Source organism: Micromonospora sp. DT178, from assembly GCF_049841695.1.
GTDB lineage: Bacteria > Actinomycetota > Actinomycetes > Mycobacteriales > Micromonosporaceae > Micromonospora.
Window position 1 is genome coordinate 25,534 of record NZ_JBNCKV010000005.1, and the last position, 17,453, is coordinate 42,986.

The 17,453-nt window shown below is 70.6% G+C and carries 14 protein-coding genes; 8 read left to right on the top strand and 6 right to left on the bottom strand.

The window, feature by feature from the left end:
- Positions 1–15 precede the first annotated feature (15 nt).
- A complete protein-coding gene (locus ACLQ22_RS10910) occupies positions 16–1,836 on the bottom strand; it encodes a hypothetical protein (RefSeq protein ID WP_425692179.1) in 1,821 nt (606 codons plus the stop codon).
- 212 nt (positions 1,837–2,048) lie between these two features.
- Between ACLQ22_RS10910 and ACLQ22_RS10915 the strand changes: the two genes are divergently transcribed.
- On the top strand, positions 2,049–2,759 hold the full coding sequence (locus ACLQ22_RS10915) for a class I SAM-dependent methyltransferase (RefSeq protein WP_121397542.1): 711 nt from the start codon (positions 2,049–2,051) through the stop codon (positions 2,757–2,759).
- 18 nt (positions 2,760–2,777) lie between these two features.
- Here the strand turns inward: ACLQ22_RS10915 and ACLQ22_RS10920 are convergent, their stop codons facing one another.
- The 3 genes from ACLQ22_RS10920 to ACLQ22_RS10930 all read right to left on the bottom strand — a co-directional run bounded on the left by ACLQ22_RS10920 (position 2,778) and on the right by ACLQ22_RS10930 (position 6,149).
- Positions 2,778–3,311, bottom strand: a complete 534-nt coding sequence (locus ACLQ22_RS10920; protein WP_121397541.1) for a YbhB/YbcL family Raf kinase inhibitor-like protein — start codon at positions 3,309–3,311, stop codon at positions 2,778–2,780.
- A 156-nt stretch (positions 3,312–3,467) separates the two neighbouring features.
- Positions 3,468–4,706: an ATP-grasp domain-containing protein gene (locus tag ACLQ22_RS10925; protein WP_425692180.1), complete on the bottom strand. Its 1,239-nt coding sequence runs from the start codon at positions 4,704–4,706 to the stop codon at positions 3,468–3,470.
- 42 nt (positions 4,707–4,748) lie between these two features.
- Positions 4,749–6,149, bottom strand: a complete 1,401-nt coding sequence (locus ACLQ22_RS10930) for an FAD-binding oxidoreductase (RefSeq protein WP_425692181.1) — start codon at positions 6,147–6,149, stop codon at positions 4,749–4,751.
- 337 nt (positions 6,150–6,486) lie between these two features.
- On the opposite strand from ACLQ22_RS10930, the gene ACLQ22_RS10935 reads away from it, so the two are divergent.
- The 7 genes from ACLQ22_RS10935 (at position 6,487) to ACLQ22_RS10965 (ending at position 15,116) form a co-directional block, all read left to right on the top strand.
- Entirely contained in the window at positions 6,487–7,917 is a 1,431-nt protein-coding gene (locus ACLQ22_RS10935) for an FAD-dependent oxidoreductase (protein WP_425692182.1), read from the top strand.
- 213 nt (positions 7,918–8,130) lie between these two features.
- On the top strand, positions 8,131–8,931 hold the full coding sequence (locus ACLQ22_RS10940) for a DUF6202 family protein (RefSeq protein ID WP_425692183.1): 801 nt from the start codon (positions 8,131–8,133) through the stop codon (positions 8,929–8,931).
- A gap of 99 nt (positions 8,932–9,030) precedes the next feature.
- Positions 9,031–10,158: a DUF6421 family protein gene (locus tag ACLQ22_RS10945; protein WP_148710014.1), complete on the top strand. Its 1,128-nt coding sequence runs from the start codon at positions 9,031–9,033 to the stop codon at positions 10,156–10,158.
- 67 nt (positions 10,159–10,225) lie between these two features.
- Positions 10,226–11,071: an aspartyl/asparaginyl beta-hydroxylase domain-containing protein gene (locus tag ACLQ22_RS10950; RefSeq protein ID WP_425692184.1), complete on the top strand. Its 846-nt coding sequence runs from the start codon at positions 10,226–10,228 to the stop codon at positions 11,069–11,071.
- Positions 11,072–11,079: 8 nt separating this feature from the next.
- Positions 11,080–12,345: an ATP-grasp domain-containing protein gene (locus ACLQ22_RS10955; RefSeq protein WP_425692185.1), complete on the top strand. Its 1,266-nt coding sequence runs from the start codon at positions 11,080–11,082 to the stop codon at positions 12,343–12,345.
- 75 nt (positions 12,346–12,420) lie between these two features.
- Positions 12,421–13,782, top strand: coding sequence for a hypothetical protein (locus ACLQ22_RS10960; RefSeq protein WP_425692186.1), 1,362 nt, complete (start codon positions 12,421–12,423; stop codon positions 13,780–13,782).
- A gap of 50 nt (positions 13,783–13,832) precedes the next feature.
- Positions 13,833–15,116, top strand: coding sequence for an MFS transporter (locus ACLQ22_RS10965; protein ID WP_425692466.1), 1,284 nt, complete (start codon positions 13,833–13,835; stop codon positions 15,114–15,116).
- Here ACLQ22_RS10965 and ACLQ22_RS10970 read toward each other — a convergent pair.
- Complete coding sequence (locus tag ACLQ22_RS10970) at positions 15,106–15,933, bottom strand: PhzF family phenazine biosynthesis protein (protein WP_425692187.1); 828 nt, start codon at positions 15,931–15,933, stop codon at positions 15,106–15,108. The genes ACLQ22_RS10965 and ACLQ22_RS10970 overlap by 11 nt on opposite strands.
- Positions 15,934–15,950: 17 nt before the next feature.
- The gene (locus tag ACLQ22_RS10975; RefSeq protein ID WP_425692188.1) at positions 15,951–17,396 is read right to left on the bottom strand and encodes a hypothetical protein; all 1,446 of its coding nucleotides are present in this window, start codon (positions 17,394–17,396) and stop codon (positions 15,951–15,953) included.
- Between the last annotated feature and the right edge of the window lie 57 nt (positions 17,397–17,453).

Genomic DNA, 17,453 nt, shown 5'->3' on the forward strand with positions numbered 1-17,453 from the left:
CCGGGCCGCCCGGCGTCAGTCGGTGAACGGGCGGACGTCCCAGAGCCAGACCCCACCGGTGTACGTGGGGCGGACGCCGGTCAGCTCGGTCATGCCCCGGCGCAGCGCGTCGGCCTGCCGGTGCGGCCCGAGGACGACCGCGCCCGCCCGCCAGTACCGCAGGTCCCCGACCGCGTCGACCCGCGCCTGCGGGGTGATCGGCGGCACCGCGCCGGTCCGGCGGATCTCGGCGAAGAACTCGCTGGTGGGGCGGGGCGGCGCGGAGAAGAGGGCGACCCGGTCCCGACCGGGGCGGGTGTCCGGGCCGAGGAAGTAGCCGCGGGCGATGGGCATGTCCAGCCCGGTCCGCGCCGACCAGCGCAGCGGATCGGCGTAGTGGGTGTCGGGCAGCGGGAGGGTCACGATGCTCCGCCCGCCGTCCGCGTACGGCCGCCAGGCGCCCGACGTGACGAAGGCGGGCACGGGGTCGAGCCGGGTGGTGGGCAGCGGGGTCGGCAGGATCGGCAGCAGGGCCATGGCCAGCACCGTGGCGGTGGCGAAGCGGATCTGCGGGCGTGCCCGCGGGTGCCGGGCGGCCAGGGCGCGCACGTGGTCCGCCCCGTAGGCGAGCAGCACCCCGACGATCGGGGTGATCGCCAGCGCCCACCGGGTCGGCACCACCGAGTGCAGGACGGGCAGGTTCTCCAACGCCGCCCACGGGCCGGGTATCCCGGTCCCCCTGCCGCCCAGCTGCACCTCCCGCCCGAGGGAGAGCAGGCCGAAGAAGAGCGCGAGGATGGCGAGGCCGCGTACCACGACGTGCCGGCGCAGCCACCAGACCAGGGCTACGACGAGCACCACCAGCGGCCAGCCGAAGAAGGCGTTCTCCTCGGTGGGGTTCTTCGCCAGCCCCTGCGCGCTGCGGGCGTCGCCGGCCAGGGACTCCCGCGAGTACGCGACGAACGACGCGAGGTCCGTCGAGTAGCCCCGGATCAGCCAGGACAGCCCGTGGTAGGCCCCCGGGCCGAAGAACTGGACGTGGAGCGGGTACGCGAGCACCACCAGCGCCACGGCGGCGGCCACCGCCAGGCCCGCGAGGAACGGCCGGGCCCTCCGACGCAGCTCGGGCCGGCCGAGGGCGAGCGCCCCGACCACCACGCCCAGCCCGATGGCGGTCATCAGCAGCACCTCGAGGTTGAGGAAGGCCTGCCACACGATGACCGCCGCGAGCAGCAGCCCGTTGCGCAGCCAGCGCCCCGGCTCGGCGAGCCGCAGGGTGCGCCAGACGATCAGGGGCACCACGTACTGCGAGACGATGTTGGGGTGCGCGTTGGCGTGCGACACCATCGCGGGGGCGTACGCGCAGAACGCGGCGCCGAGCCAGGCCGGCCCGCGGGCGCCGACGACCACCCGGGACAGCAGGAGGTACCAGGCCGTCGCCGTGGCGATCATGCCAAGGGTGAGAAAGAGCAGAAACGACGCGCGGGTGCCGAGCAGGAGCGTGACGGGCGTCATTGGCAGAGATACGGATAATACGGACGTATTTGCCATGAGATTGACGGTCTCCGGCACGTTCATCCGGTCCGACGTGAATGGATCAACAAAATCGGTCACCACGCGCGCGCCGTGCGCCATCATCCACTCGAACTGCGACTGGTCGGTGCGGTTGTCCCGGATGCCGTGCGACGGGCGCAGCCAGAGCCGCGCGGTCACCCAGAAGCCCAGCGCGACGAAACTGGCCACCGCGGCGACGTCCGTCCACCACCCCTTCCAGGGCCGTACGCCCCGGTCGGGCCCGCCCACCGACGCCCCGGGCCCTGACTCGCCGGCGGGAAGGCCCGATTCAGGAGTAGTCATGACGATTCGTAGAGTAGTCAGGCTATGACGCCGCCGTGACATGTTTCGGGGTACTGGCGTACCATGTGCCGGGTTCGCCGACCGCCGATCACGTGCCCACCCCCGACCGCATTTCGGCCACCCCGGGTGCCCCGATTTTTCTGCCGCCCGTGCGGATGATTCACTCTGTCGGTCCAGGCGCGGGTCGAGTTCATATCGTGAGGAATCGACGCATGGCAGAAATCACTGGTGATCAGCGCGTGCAGTCCGAGGTCCTGGAGGGCCTCGCGACGGCGGTCAACCACCGACGCTGGTTCGTCGAACTGGCCCTGCCGTACCTCGGTGACAACCCGATCGAGATCGGCAGCGGGCTCGGCGACTACGCGCTGGAGTGGGCGGAGCACCTGCCGCGCTTCACCGCCACCGAGGCCGACCCGGACCGGCTCGTCCTGCTCAAGGAGCGGCTGGCCGACCAGCCCCACATCGAGGTCCGGCAGATGCTGCTGCCGCACCCCGACCGGGGCGACTACAGCGCCGCCGTGTCGTACAACGTGCTGGAGCACATCGAGGACCACGTGGGCGCGCTGCGCAGCATGCGCGACCTGGTGCGGCCCGGCGGCAACGTCATCATCATCGTGCCGGCGTTCCAGTTCGCGATGAGCCCGGCGGACATCGCCACCGGCCACGTACGCCGCTACACGAAGAAGACCCTGGCCGCCGCGATGACCGACGCCGGCCTGACGGTGGAGAAGATCCACTACGCGAACGCGCTCGGCCTGATCGGCTACTTCATGGCGACCAAGGTCTTCCGGCTGATGCCGAAGGAGGGCCCGATGGTCAAGGTCTACGACACCCTCGTGCTCCCCGCCACCAAGGCGGCGGAACAGCGCGTCCTCCCCCCGTTCGGCCAGTCGGTCTTCGCGGTGGCCCGCGTCCCCTCCTGAGGTCGGGGCGGGCCCCGGTTACTCCTTGATCTGGTAGGTGGGGCGGATCACGGCCCGGGCCAGGGTGTGGAAGGCCAGGTTGAAGCCCACGTAGGCGGGAGTCGCGTCGGGGGTGACGTCGAGCCGCTCCACGTCCAGGGCGTGCACCGCGAAGACGTAGCGGTGCGGTCGGTCGCCGGCGGGCGGGGCGGCGCCGCCGTAGCCCTGGTCGCCGTAGTCGTTGCGGACCGTGAAGGCGCCGCCGAGGTCGTCCCCGGCCGCGCCGCGCGGCAGCCGCGTCACGTCGGCCGGCAGGTTCACCAGGACCCAGTGCCAGAACCCGCTGCCCGTCGGTGCGTCCGGGTCGAAGCAGGTCACCACGAAGCCCTTGGTCTCGGCCGGGAAACCCGACCAGGCGAGCTGCGGCGAGACGTTCTCGCCCCCGACGCTGCCATGGGCGTACGCGGCGTCCATCGGCTCGCCGTTCTGCACGTCGTCACTGGTCAACGTGAACGACGCAACGGTCGGCAGCAGTTCGTACGGGTCCGGGGCGATCGGTCGTTCCAGGGTCATCGGGGCGGTCCTTCCGGTGAGCGGTTGTTCCTCCGCCCCTTCTTACCCCGTCGACGCCCGCGATCGAACCGGAAGCGCCGGGCGTCCCGTCCCGGCCGCACGCACCCACCGGCATCCCGGGACCGCGGGCCGCCCTCCGGCCTCCGCCGCGCCAGGTCAGCTCCCGTACAGGCCGTGCTGTTCCCATCGGCGCAGCGTCTGATAGTCCCGCTCGACCTCGGCCGGGTCCTCCGCGGCGAGGTACAGGTAGCCGGGCGAGCTGAACAGGTCGACGGTCTGCGGCAGTTCGGCCCCGGCGGAGCAACTCGCGGCGACCGCCACGACCGCCGGCAGCTCCGACAGCCGGGAGCACCAGTCCCCCGTCTGCGCGGCGACGGGAGCCGGGTTGATCAGCGATACGTTCCGGACGGCGGCGGCCCAGCCCGGCGTACGGTCGTCGAACCGGTCGAGCGACGCCGGATCGACGAGGTGCTGGGCCTGCAGGAAGGTCTGCGACACGCCGCAGAACTTCGCCACGACGTCGGGCAGGGTCGCTCCCCCGAGGCGGGCCCCGGTCTCGATCAACACCGGCCCCCGATCGGTGAGCATGAGCTCGGTGTGTGCCGCCGAGGAGCGGATACCGAGCGCGTCCAGCACCCCGAAGACGAACTCACGGAGCTGCCGGGCCAGGGCCGAGCCCCGGTCGACCGGCTCCTCGTAGTCGTAGATGGGACCGCCGCCCGGACCTGGCCGTTTCGTGTACCGCCAGATCTCGGCGACCCGGTGCGTCCCCGCGTACGAGACCGTGTTGACGTAGAACTCGGTACCGACGAGCCGCTCCTGGACCAGCACGCGTCGATTGGGGACGCCGTACAGGTTGGACGCGGCCAGGACCGTCGCGCAGGCGAGGCGCACCTCGTCGACACTCTCGCAGAACCGCACGTTGTCGGTGCCCGCGCCGTCCACGGGCTTGACGACGGCCGGGCCGGACAGGCTGGTCACGTACCAGGCGACCGCCTCGTCCACGGACTCGAAGCACCGGCCGGCGGGCACGGCGAGACCGGCGGCGGCCACGGTCGCCGCCATGGCCGACTTGTCGCGCCGCGCGGTGACCGTGGCGATGTCGTTGCCGGGCGTACCGAGCAGGTGGTTGAGCGTGTCGGCGAGGACCACCCCCGTCTCGGTGCCCGCGACGACCCGCTCGGTGCCGAGCGCTCGCAGCCGCTCGACGAGGCTGTCCTCGTCGGCGGCGAAGCCGAGGTCGACCGCGTAGTCGCCGGGGCGGAACGTCTTCAGGTAGTAGTCGTAGAGGGACTCGGCGCTGCGTACGTGGACGCAGGTCACCCCTCGCTCGGCCAGCGCCCGGCTGAGCCCGCTGCCTGCGGAGTATCCGTCGACGACGGCTATGGTCGGCACGCTCTCCTCATCTCCGTACGGCCCGCCGGAGGGTGGCGGACATCAGAAGACCTTGCCGGGGTTGAGCAGGCCGGCCGGGTCCAGGGCGGCCTTGATCGCCTGGTGCACCCGCATGCCGACCGGGCCGATCTCGCGGGCCAGCCAGTCGCGCTTGAGCAGGCCCACGCCGTGCTCGCCCGTGCAGGTGCCGCCCAGCTCCAGGCCGAGGCGGATGATCTCGTCGAAGGCGCGCCGGCCGCGTTCGAGGCTCGCCGGGTCGGCCCGGTCCACCACGATGTTCGGGTGCATGTTGCCGTCCCCGGCGTGGCCGACCACGCCGATCGTCACGTCACACTCCGCCGCGATCCGGGCCACCCCGTCGAGCAGCGCCGCCAACGCGGCCCGGGGCACCGCCACGTCGTCGATCACCATCCCACCGTTGCCGGCGGGGAACGACTCCCTGGCGAACTTCTCCATCGCCGCGTGCCCCAGCCGGCGGGCCTGTAGCAGGGCCGCCGCCTCCACGGCGTCGGTGGCCGCGTAGACCTCGTCGGCACCGGCCGCCTCGCACAGCTCGGCGAGCCGCGCCAGGTCCCCGGCGGCCTGGGACCCGGTGTCCGCCGACGCCAGCAGCAGCGCCTCGACGTCGGTACGCAGGCCCATCGGCCGGTACGCCTCGATCGCCCGCAGGTACGTGCGGTCGATCAGTTCCAGCAGGCTGGGGGTGAGCCCCTCTTCGGCGATCCGGGCGACCGCCCGGCCGGCGGCGGCGGTGGTGGAGAAGACCGCCACCATGGTCAGCGACTCCGGCGGAGCGGGCCGCAGCGCCACGGTCACCTCGGTGATCACGCCGAGGGTCCCCTCGGAGCCGACGAAGAGCCGGGTGAGGTCATACCCCGCCACCCCCTTGGCGGTACGCCGACCGGTACGCAACACCTCTCCGGAAGCCAACACCACCTCCAGACCCAACACGTACTCCGTGGTCACGCCGTACTTGACGCAGCACATGCCACCCGCGTTGGTGGAGACGTTCCCACCGATCGTCGACATCTCCCACGATCCAGGATCCGGCGGATACCACAACCCCTGTTTCGCCACGGCCGCCGACAACGCCGCGTTCACCACGCCGGGCTGCACCACGGCGATCCGGCTGACCGGGTCGATCTCCAGCACCGCGTTCATGGCGACCATGCTGACCACCACCGCGCCGTCGACGGCGTTCGCCGCACCCGCCAGTCCCGTACGCGCGCCCTGCGGCACCACCGGCACCCCGTACCGCCCGGCGATCGTCATCACCTCGACCACGTCGGCCGTGCTACGGGGACGGACGACCACCAGCGGCGTGCCGGCCTCGCAGAGGTCGGCCTCGTCCTTGCGGTGCAACCGGAGCAGGTCGGGGTCGGTCAGTACGGTGTCGTCGCCGAGCGCCGCGCGCAGGTCGTTGACGAGGGGAGAACCAGACATGGCAGAGAGGGTACAGATCGACGCCATCCGCTCCGGAGCGCGAACGTGGCGCCGCCGATCCCGCAACGGCGCTGGTGAGAGCGGTGTGAGCAGCCCCGATCGCTCGAACCCCTGTCCTATCTGAAGATCCTTCCGGGGCTGATCGAAGTTTGTTACCGTCTACCGCCAACGAGGGCGCCCCTCCTCCGGCCAACGTCTCCGGCCTGCCACATCACGCTCTCCCACCCCAAGATCCGCCGCAGGACGCGCCGTCCGGCCGGCACGGTGTCGAACCCGAGACCTGGTTCAGCTCGTGCCGCGGCGAAGGATCGTTGCCCATGACAGAGGGATTGACAGAGTGAAGCGAACCGAGCTGCACATCGTGATCGGCGGAGGTATCGCGGGCTGCCTGGCCGCGATCATGCGCAGACGCGCGGGATACCGGGTCCTTCTGCTGGAACGGGCCGAGGCCCGGTCGCCCGAGGCCCACCCGATCTGCACGGGGGCCAGCAACATCGTCAGCGAGAACCACAGCGGCGCCGAGTATCCGTTCGATCCGCAGAGCGCCCGGGACTGCTTCGACGGGCGACTGGTCAACGAACGCTTCTTCCCCGACCTCGTCTTCGGTGGCAAGGACTACAGCCGGGTCATCGCCTCCCGGGCCATGCAGGACAGCGGCACCGACATCATCGGCCAGTGCCGGGACAACATGCGGGTCATCCAGGACCGTTACGCGCAGCGGTGCGCCGAGGACCCGGCCAACGCGCTGTTCGGCGCACCGGAGCAGGTCTGCCGCGAGATCCCGGCACCGGAGGGGATCTCCGACGTCGGGGCCACCTTCGTCACCCCGCAGCGGGGCATCAACCCGGTCGTCGTCACCGCGCTCCTCGACCAGGAGCTGCGCCGCTGCGGCGTCGAGGTGCGCGGCGGCGCCGAGGTGACCGAGGTGAGTCGCCGCCCCGACGGCACCTACCAGGTGGAGTACGTCGAGGACGAGGTGCGGAAGACGGTCGTCGGTGACCAGGTGAGTCTCTGTGCCGCCACCGAGACCCCGGCGATGGCTCGCCGCCTCAACCCGTCGCTCGCGTTGCCGTCCATCTACATGGCGCTGCGCCAGATCCTCTTCGTGGACCTGCCCGACGGCACCACGAGGGACTACACGTGCCTGAAGCTCGAAGACGAGTACGGCGGCATGCTGAGCCCGTTCAGTCGGGACACCGCGCTCGTCTACTACCCCCCGGCGGCCCACATCGCGGTGCATCGCGTCGACCCGACGACCTATGCGCTGCCCGACGACTTCCGTCACTACCTGCGCAACGGCCACCCCGAGGCGAAGGAGCGCGCCGAACTGGCGCTCCGCCAGCTCAGCCAGTGGTATCCGGAGGTGCGGGGCGCCGAGGTAGTGTCCGCCCACCTCAAGGTGGCGATCAACACCACCGACTCGTCGCGGCTCCGGCGCAACGCCGGGGTGCTCGACGTCGCACCTGGTTGCACCGCGACGGTCCTGCTCAAGTGGACGATGTGCGTCGTCAACGCGCAGCGCGACCTGGAGGCGGCCCTCCGGCACTCGATCGACACGGGCAACGCGGATCGCGACGAGTACGCAGAGCTGGTCGCCCGCGCCACCGTGCCGATCGCGCCGCCGGCCGACATGGCTGCCTGGCAGCGGCGGCTCGGGGTGTTCGCCCGCAACATGGGGGTGCCGGAGAGGTTGGCGGTGCCGTTCGTGGACGCCGGTGAGCCGGACGGTGGCCTGGCCCGCACCGTGCCGTCGCTCGCGTCGAGTTGACGCTGGTCGAAGGTTTCGGCTCCTGAGGCACCTGCACGAGGAGTTGACACCCGTATAGGGGGAGGCACAGGGGTTCGGCCGTCTTCCCGTTGCGCGATACAGGGTATTCGATGATCATAGGCCCGCGTCGACTGGATGCCCCTCGTCGGCGAAGGCCTGTCCTGGCGGGCTTCAGGGAGCGCTCCGCCCGGTCCCACAAGCGAGGAGGGCACGATGACCACCACACTCGACCTGACCGACCTCCGTCTACAGGCCGACACCACCATCGACCGGCTGATCGACGAGGCCGGCCTCACCCGGCGCAACAACCGGTTCTTCGCCGGCGCGAAGGAGGCCACCTCCGTGAGCCCCGCCGGCGCGCTGCGGATCGCGGAGAAGTGGCAGCGGACCACTCAGTCGTTCATGTTCACCACCATCTCCAGTCTCGGTGCCCACGGGCGGCGCCTGGCTCGCGACTACACAGTGAGTCGAGAGGTGCTCGGAGCGTATCAGATGGCGTACCGCGTCATCGGGGACGATCTGGACAATCGCGCGGCGGCGTTCGCGGAGGTCGCACCGGAGGGTGTGGACGGTGTCCACTACCTGTGGTGGGCGGACACGATCTGCGCGCCGCTGCGCTCGGCCCTGGGCAGCGCCGACGCGCCCGCCGAGTCCGCCGCGCTGGCCCGCATCCTCGACGTCATGGACTCCATGGCGGCCGAGGAACTGGGTGGTGCGGTCCAGCTCCGGGTCGTGGAGACCATCGCCCTCGACATCGCGGTCGCGTTCCGGCGCCTGTACGCCAAGGTGAGCGTGGACGGCCGCCAGGTCCTTCCCGAGCAGCGCGACTACGCCTGGATCGACTCGCACATCAGGGCGGAGACGGGGCACGCCGCCTCCGTCAGCGACGACGAGGCCGGCATGAGCCACCTGATCTCCACCCCGGCCGAGGCGCGGCACTTCGTCGCGCTCGCGGAGTCGTACGTCCCGGCGTGGGCGGCCCTGCTGGACGACTTCGCCCGGGACCTGTCGTAGCGACCAACCGGGGTCGGCACTGACGGCCGCCATCGACGACGCCCCGGGGCGCGTGGTGGCAACCGCCGGAGTCATCCGGTTTCGAGGAAAGGAGCTGTCATGCGATCGTCCCTCCCAGCAGTGGAAACAGACGCCGTCGTCGACGAAGTGAACGAGCTGCGTGCCCGCTACCAGCGCGAGACCGAGCCCGGATCGCCGGAGGCGCTGCGCCGGCTGGCCGGTTGGATCGCCGACTCGGCCGCGCTCGGCGACCGGCCCGCCGCCCGGGCACTCGTCGAGGATCTGTCCGGCGCACACGACACGCCGCAGCTCACGGCCACGAAGCGGCACATCAACTCGCGGACCGACAACACGCTCCTGTCCGTGTTCTCGGCCGCGTACTTCCCGACCCTCGGTCTGGACTACCTGGAGTACGAGCCCATCCCGTCCGACCCCGTACTGGTGAGCCGCTACCCGAGCCCGACGATGCCGGTCAACCTGCTCCGGCACAGCGCGGGTTTCGACAGTCGGGTCGTCGTGGCGCTCTTCCCGGAGAACCACATCGACGGTCGCCAGGATCCGGACGACCTGATCTTCTACTTCATCGACAAGTTCGTCGCCCGGCACCGCCTCACCCGCCGGCTCATCGACGCCGCCATGGTCCCGGGCTCGTTCCCGCTGCTGTCCGGCGTCGACGACGCCGGCGTCGAGCGGGCCGCCGGTTCCTGGGTGCGGCTGCACGAGTTCCACCACCGCACGGGCAGCATGCCGATCCCGCAGTTCCTGTCCGCGAAGAGCTACAAGCCGCTGGCCGGCCTGGAGGAGATGCGGGTCGACGTCAAGTCGATGCTGGTCTGCCTCGAGGACGCGGACATCGATCGCGAGCTCGCCGCGCTGACCTTCGAGTTCGTCCTGGCCGAGCGGCTGCTGCGTTACTCGGTCGAGGGGATCCCGAAGCCGAACTACGACGCGATCGCGTCGCAACTGCTCTTCAACTACCTGCGCGAGCAGGGCGCCCTGACGATCGACGAGGGGCGGATCCGGCTCCTGCCGAGCCTGCCCGAGGCGCTGAGCACGCTCGTCACCGAGATCACCGAGCTGGAGGACGTCGTCCTGACCGAGGATGTCGAGGCCGCCCGCGCCGGACTTATCGACTTCACCCGCCGGTACACCCGGTACGACGAGGAGAAGCGGGAGTTCCTCCACGTGCCCTTCTTCGCCGAGCTCAAGGAGCGACTCGGCGTGTGAGCCACGCCGGCCGCCCTCTCCCGAACGACGTGCGGCTCCGCCCCTTTCCCGCTGGAAGGTACCGACCATGACCACCGTTATGAACTCGACCGAGACCGGCATCCTCGGCACCTGCGGCATCGACGCCGACGGCCTCGCCACGGACCTCGACACCATGGCGTCGTTCCCCTACACGGACAAGTACAGCGACTTCGTCTGCGGCGCCTGGAAGAGTTGCGCGGTGTGGAACGGCACGGGCCAGGGCCTCGACGCGGGACTCGACCCCTACGAGGGCCCGGCCGTCGTCACCGACCTGGGCGAACGCCTGCCGTACGTGCGGCATCTGGTGGGTGAGCTGTTCGACCTGTCCCTCCTCAAGTACGGCCGGCTCGCCCGGCTGACCCCCGGCAGCGCACTCGTGCCGCACCGGGACTACCTCGAACTCGACACGAACCTGATCCGGATCCACCTCCCGCTGGAGACTGACGAGTCCTGCATCAGCTCGCACAACACGACGCTCTACCACATGAACGTCGGCGAGATCTGGTTCCTCGACGCCACCCAGGCCCACAGCGCGGTCTCCAACTGGACGAAGGACCGCACCCACCTGGTGCTCGACTTCCAGGCCGACTCGCTCGCCGCCTGCTTCACCGGCGAGGTCCAGTCGCCCAGCATCCCGAGCACGCACCAGGTCGCGCGGCAACCGGTCGACCGGGAGGAACTCGCCGCGTTCGAGCGCGCCGGGATCCTCATGGACACCACCAACTACCGGGACTTCCTGAAGATCGCCATCAAGACGATGTTCACCCGGGACATCACCCCCGACGGCGTGTTCGACCTGCTGGAGGGGGCGGCCCGGCACTCACCCGCCGCCGCGCGGCTCGACATGATCCCTCCGATGCGGAGGTACTTCCTGCTGGCACGAGAGTCCTGAGGCGGATCATGCGACACGCCAGCGAAGTCTGTGTCGTCGTGGACGGGTACTCGACGGCCAACGCGCTCGCGCCGGCCCTCACCGGTTACGGCTTCGGCGCGGTGCACGTGCAGAGCGACCCGGACCTGCCGCAGTTCCTCCTGCGTACCGGCGCCGACCACGCCTATCTCGACACCTACCTCCACGACGGCGACGTCAACACCATCGTCGACCGGCTCGACCGGGCGGGCCTGCGGCCACGCAGCGTGGTGGCCGGCGCCGAGACCGGTGTCGAGCTGGGTGACCAACTGGCCAGAGCGCTGGGCGTACCCGGCAACGATCCGGCGACGACCCGGTGCCGCCGCGACAAGCACCACATGGCACGGGCCGCGGCGGCCAAGGGCGTCGCGGTCATCCCGCACCTGAGCACCTCCTCCCGCGACGACGCGGCGGAGTGGCTGCGCGCGGGGGGTTGGCTGGGCGACGCCGTCGTCAAGCCCCGTGCGAGTTCCGGCAGCTTCGGCTTCCTGCGATGCCGCTCCGAGGCGGACCTCGACACCGCGTTCAAGGGCTGGCTGGGCGCGCCCGACGTGTTCGGCTCCCCGATCGGTGAACTCCTCGTCCAGCCCTTCATGACCGGCGACGAGTACGCCGTCAACACCGTCTCGGCCGGGGGCGAGTACGTCGTCTCGGACATCTGGCACACGAAGAAGCGCCACGAGGGCGGTACGGCGCTCTACGACCTGGAGCGGCTCGTCGACCCGGGCGATGCCGTCTTCGACCAGTTGCACGGCTTCGTCGGGCGCGTGCTCGACGCCCTGGACATCCGCGAGGGCACGGCGCACACGGAGGTCATGATGGTCGCCGGTGAGCCGGTGCTGGTCGAGACCGGCGCCCGGTTCATGGGCTCGATCGACATCTCGCAGGTGACCGAGGCGACGGGCACCAACGCGGTGCAGCTGGTGGCCGAGACGATCGTGGCCCCGGACCGTTTCGCCGCCCGGGCCCGCGAGGACTGGCGTCCCGCTCTCCGCCGGCACGCCGCCATGGTGCAGTTGCTGTCGCGCCACTCGGGGACCCTCGCCGGCTACGACCTCGGCCTGCTCCGCGCGCTGCCGTCCTTCCACGCGGTCGACACGTACCTCGAGGCCGGCGACCCGTTGCAGGTCACCGTCAACTCGTACACGACCCCGGGGCTGGTCTTCCTGGTCCACGAGAACCCGGAGACGATCTCGGATGACTACCGCAAGCTACGCGAACTGGAGGCAGCCGGTGCCTTGTTCCTGTCGGCCTGACCGGCGCACGCCGCGGCGGCCCGCCGTCGGCACCGCACGCCCACGCCGCCGGGCCGCCGTGCGGAAGCCAGCCGCATGAGCGCGCCGGAGCGGTCGGTCCCGCAGGACCCGGCAACCGACTACCTTCGGGCGGTACGCGACGGTGAGCTGCCACCGGATCTGCCGGCCCGCACAGCCGCCCGGGTGCTGACGCCCGACATCGAGGCTCAGAGCTTCCACCGGGTGATGTTCGTCGACGAGCGGGAGCTCGCGTCGTTCTACGCCGACTTCACGGTGCTGCTCGACGTCGTGGGACGGTTGCCCCACCTGCTGGCGGGTGGCAGCACCTCGGCGTTCGGCGCGCTGACCGACGTGCCGGCGGTGCTGCGCCCGCTGTTGGCCGGAACCGACCTGCCCGCCCTGGTGCCGTACGGCCGCGCCGACCTGATCCACGACGGGACCGGCTTCAAGGTCCTGGAGCTGGGCCTGAGCCCCGCCGTCGGCGGCGCCGAACGCACCGCCTGGCTCCCCGCCGTCATGGCGGAACCGGCCTTCCGGCCCTTCGCCGAGCGGCACGGGCTGCGACACCCCGACCCCATCACCGCCCTGCTCGACGTGCTGCGCACCGTGGAGACCACGGGCACGGGCCACGACGCCGAGGCGCCCGGGCCGGCGGAGGTGCTCATGGTCGAGGCGACCGGCGCGCTCGAAGAGTGGGCCGACGACTGGCGTCCCCTGGGCGACTGCCTGGAGGCGTACTCCGATCGTCCGCTGCGGGCCCGCCTGGCGGAGGTCGCGGACCTGCACGGGCCGGACGGCAGCGTCGCCGAACACGTCGCCGGGGCGACCCACCTCCTGCGGTTGTTCAACCTGACGGAGCTCGCCGAGGAGCCGGATCCCGTGCTGGCCTGGCAGCGGCTGCATCCGGCGCCGGGCTCCGCCCTGCCGCCGATGGTCACCTCGCCGGTGCACGACATGTACAACAGCAAGGCGTGCCTCGCCCTGGTGTGGCTCCCCGAGGTGCAGGACGCGCTGACCGACGGCGAACGTGCCGCGTTGCGGCGCATCCTTCCCGAGACGACCCACGTCGACGCGGCCACCGATCTGACCGGTTTCGTCCGCGACCGGGCGGGCACCATCCTGAAACCCACCAACTTGGCCCGTGGTGAGGGCACGGTGGCCGGCTGGACGGTCGACGACGAAACGTGGCGGGCGGCGCTCGCCTCGGCGGCCGAGAACGGACGCCACATCCTGCAACGCAGGGTCGTCCAACGGGTGGAGCCGGGCTTCGACACGGACGGCGACACGGAACGGGACTGGTACGCGGTGTGGGGGATGCACTACGGGCCCAGTGGGTGCACCGGTTTCTCCTGTCGCCTGACCACCGTGCCGGGGGCCGTGGTCCGTGGCATCACCAACGTCCTGCTGGCACCGGTGCTGCTGCACCCGGGGGCCTGAACATCGCCGCCGGTCACGGGTAGGAGATCACCCTGAAGAAGAACTTCCGCCTGCTCTGGACGGCGGAGACCGTCAGCCAGTTCGGCTTCGAGGTGGCGACGGTCGTCATCCCGCTGTTCGCCGTGAAGACCCTGCACGCCACCCCCGCGCAGGTCGGGTTCCTGGTGACCTGCGAGTTCCTGGGCTTCCTGCTCATCGGGCTGCCGGCGGGAGCGTGGATCGACCGTCGGCGCGGGGAACGGGTCCTGGTGCTGTCCAGCCTGGGCCGTACGGCCGTGTTCGGGGTCGTCGCGGCGCTGGCGCTGGCCGGCAACCTCACCATGCCGACGCTGTACGCGTTGATGTTCGCGGGGAGCCTCTGCACGGTCTTCCTGGGGATCTCCTACCAGAGCGTCCTGCCGCGGATCGTGGACCGGCAACTGCTGCCCGGTGCCAACTCGCGGGTGGAGTTCACCCTCTCGCTGGCGGAGATCACCGGCCCGGCCATCGCCGGCTTCCTGTTGGCGCTGGCCACCTCGTCGTACGTCCTCGGCGCCTCGGCCGTCTGCTTCGGCATCGCCACGCTGCTGCTCAGCCGGATCCGGGTGACCGGGGCGACGGCGGCCCCGCCGCCACGCACCACCACGCTGTTCAAGGACGTACGCGACGGCATCAGGTACGTGCTGCGGGTGCCGATGTTCCGGGTGATGGCCATCCGCAGCTCGACGTACAACTTCTGCAACATCGCGACCACCACCATGTTCCTGCTGCTGCTGGCGTCGGTGCTGCGGCTGCCGTCGGCGTACATCGGGATCATCTTCTCCGGCGCCGGTGCCGGCGCGACCCTCGGCGCCCTCCTCGCGGTGCGGCTGTCCCGGCGCTTCGGCGTCGGGCCGACGGTCCTCGGCGCGTGCGTGCTGGCGGGAATCGCCTCGATTCCGCTGCCGTTCGCGCGCAGCGGTACCTGGCTGATCGTCGCCGCCATCGGCTACGGCATCGCCTCGGGATGCATCGTCGTCTCCAACATCCTGCAACTGTCGGTCCGGCAGGCGCTGTGCGCGCCGGGCATGCAGGCCCGGTTGAGTGCGACGATGCGGTTCCTGGTCTGGGGCGTGATCCCGTTGGGCGCGTCGGTCGCGGGGCTGGTCGCGAACGTCATCGGCGTCCGTCAGACCCTCGCGCTCGCGGTCGCCGGCGAACTCGTCTCCATCGTCCCGCTGTACTTCTCGCCGCTGCGTCGGGTGGTCGAGATGCCCACGGAGCCCGAGCCCGAGCCCGGGCCGGCCCCGCAGCCGCAGCCCGAACGGGCGGCGGGCGACGGGGCGCGGCCCGAGGCACGGCAGCTCAGCGACTGAGTCGAGCGACCTCGTCGTCGTCCAGCGTGATGACGCCGGCGAGGTACTGGCGCGTCGACCCGCCCAGGATGACCCGGTCGCCGCGCAGCTCGCAGTTGGCGTGGATGGTCAGCGTCTTGCCGAGCCGGGGAGAGAACTGACGGGACGTCAGGCTGGTCCTGCCCAGCGCCTCCGCCCAGTAGGGGACCAGCATGCAGTGGGCCGACCCGGTGAACTGGTCCTCCGGGATCGACTGCTTGGGGCCGAAGAAGCGGGCGACGAAGTCGGAGGAGATGCCGGGGGCCGTCACGACCACCGCGCGCCGGTCGAGGGTCCCGAGCATCCGCTGGTCGGGTTCGATCGCGCGCAGGTCCTCCTCGTTGTCGTAGACCGCCATGTAGTCCATGCCCCCGTACACCGCGGTGGGCGCGATCGACAGCCCGGCGAGCAGGGCCTCCGGCGGGTCGACCCGCTCGCGCGGCAACGCGGGGAAGGACATCACGAACTGTCCCTCCGGGGTACGGCTGACGATGAGGGGTCCCGTGTTGGAGTGGAAGGTGACCTCGTCCCACTCGGGCCGCAGGTGGTTCAGCACCACGTGGGCCGCAGCGAGCGTGGCGTGCCCGCACAGGTCGACCTCCATCGACGGGGTGAACCAGCGCAGCGCGAAGCTGTCGCCCCGGTCGATGATGAACGCGGTCTCCGCGAGGTTGTTCTCCAGGCCGATCGCCTGCATCACCTCGTCGCTGAGCCACTCGTCCAGGGGGCAGACCGCGGCCGGATTGCCGAAGAACACCCGGTCGGTGAACGCGTCGACCTGGTACAGGGGAATTTCCATCGTGCCTCCAACTGGTGTCAGTGTCGTTCGCGGGCCGTCGGCCCGATCGCCCGCACGCGCTCGATGAGCCGTCGCCGTTCGTCGGCGTCCATGGGGATGGCCCAGCCGCTGGCCGCCGACTGGTGGATGTTGACCACGGCCGAGCCCCGGTCGGCGCGGATGTTCATGCCGGAGCACTCGCCGCCGAGCACGTAGAGCCCGAGCACCACGTGGTGGGGCACCGGCTCGGCACCGGCCTCGGGGGCGAACCGGCACTCGGCGAGCGGCACGCGACGCTGGGCGAGCCAGCCGTCGGGGCCGCGCTCGGCCAGCCGGGCGGCGATCGTGTCCGCCTCGTGGTCGGCCCCGAGCATGACGTCGTGCCCGCCGGACGAGTGCCCGAACTTGAACACGTACTCGGCCCGGTCCGCCAGCAGGCGGTCACGGTTCTCCGGGGTCACCGAAACGGTGTGGGGCACGTAGCGGGTGACCATCTCGCGTACGCCGGCGGGCAGCAGGCTGGCGAAACGCTCCTCCCAGAACATCGCCAACCAGCGCTTGTGCGTACGGATCTCGGCCTCGAAGAGGTTGATCACGGAGGCGCCGCTGCCGACCAGCCGGGTGATGAAGTCGTAGTCGTCATCCATGTCCTCGTGCATGAAGCCGCGATAGACCAGGGTGCGCTTGCCGGCCGACGGATCGAGCCACCGCTGCGGATAGTCGGCGTGGTAGACCAGTTCGACCGGCACGTCGGGCAGTCGCCGGCGCAGCGTCTCGGTCAGCAACTCGAAGCCGAAGTAGCCGACTCCGATGCGGCTCGACCAGTCACACACCACCACCCGGTCGAAACTGCCCTGATGGAAGGCTTTGATGACGACGTCCGCGATCTGTTCCTCGGGCCGGGGCGTGTCGGCGAGCCACGGGATGTCGAGCGCCTCGCCCATCACCTGATAGCAGTCGTGGAACTCGAATCCGGAAATGGACGAGTCGACGTTGAATTCACAGAACTGGTATCCGGACGGGGTCGGCAGAACGTCGACGCGGGCGAAGACCTGCTCGACGGAATCCAATTGTTCCCAATTGACGAAGGGCGCGATCGCGGCGGGCAGGCCGAATTCCGCCAACAGTCGCTCGGGAGGGCCCGACCGGAGGAATTCGCGAATCATCGCCGTCTGCGCCTCCAGCAGGGCGCAGGCCGCCTCGGCCATCCGGTCGAACTCGTCCCGGTCGATGACGAGCGGATAGGGGATGAACCGCATCCGGGTGGCACCGAGGTCGTCCATGAAACGCCGTACCGGCGGCGCGGCCGCGACGAACGCGGACCGCGCCGGCTCGTCCTGCAGTGCGGCCACCAGGGGCGCGTTCAATTCCGCGAAATTGCAGTCCGAGTTGTCATGCCGCACCGTTAACCGCACCCCTTCGCCCGCCTCGTTATTGAATCGGATGCGAGTGTACGACACGAGCGGCCCGGCGGGCAGGGGCAAACTCGCGGTATTGAATGCGGACACGGTAAGTGTCGAACATTTCAGGGGTCGACCGGC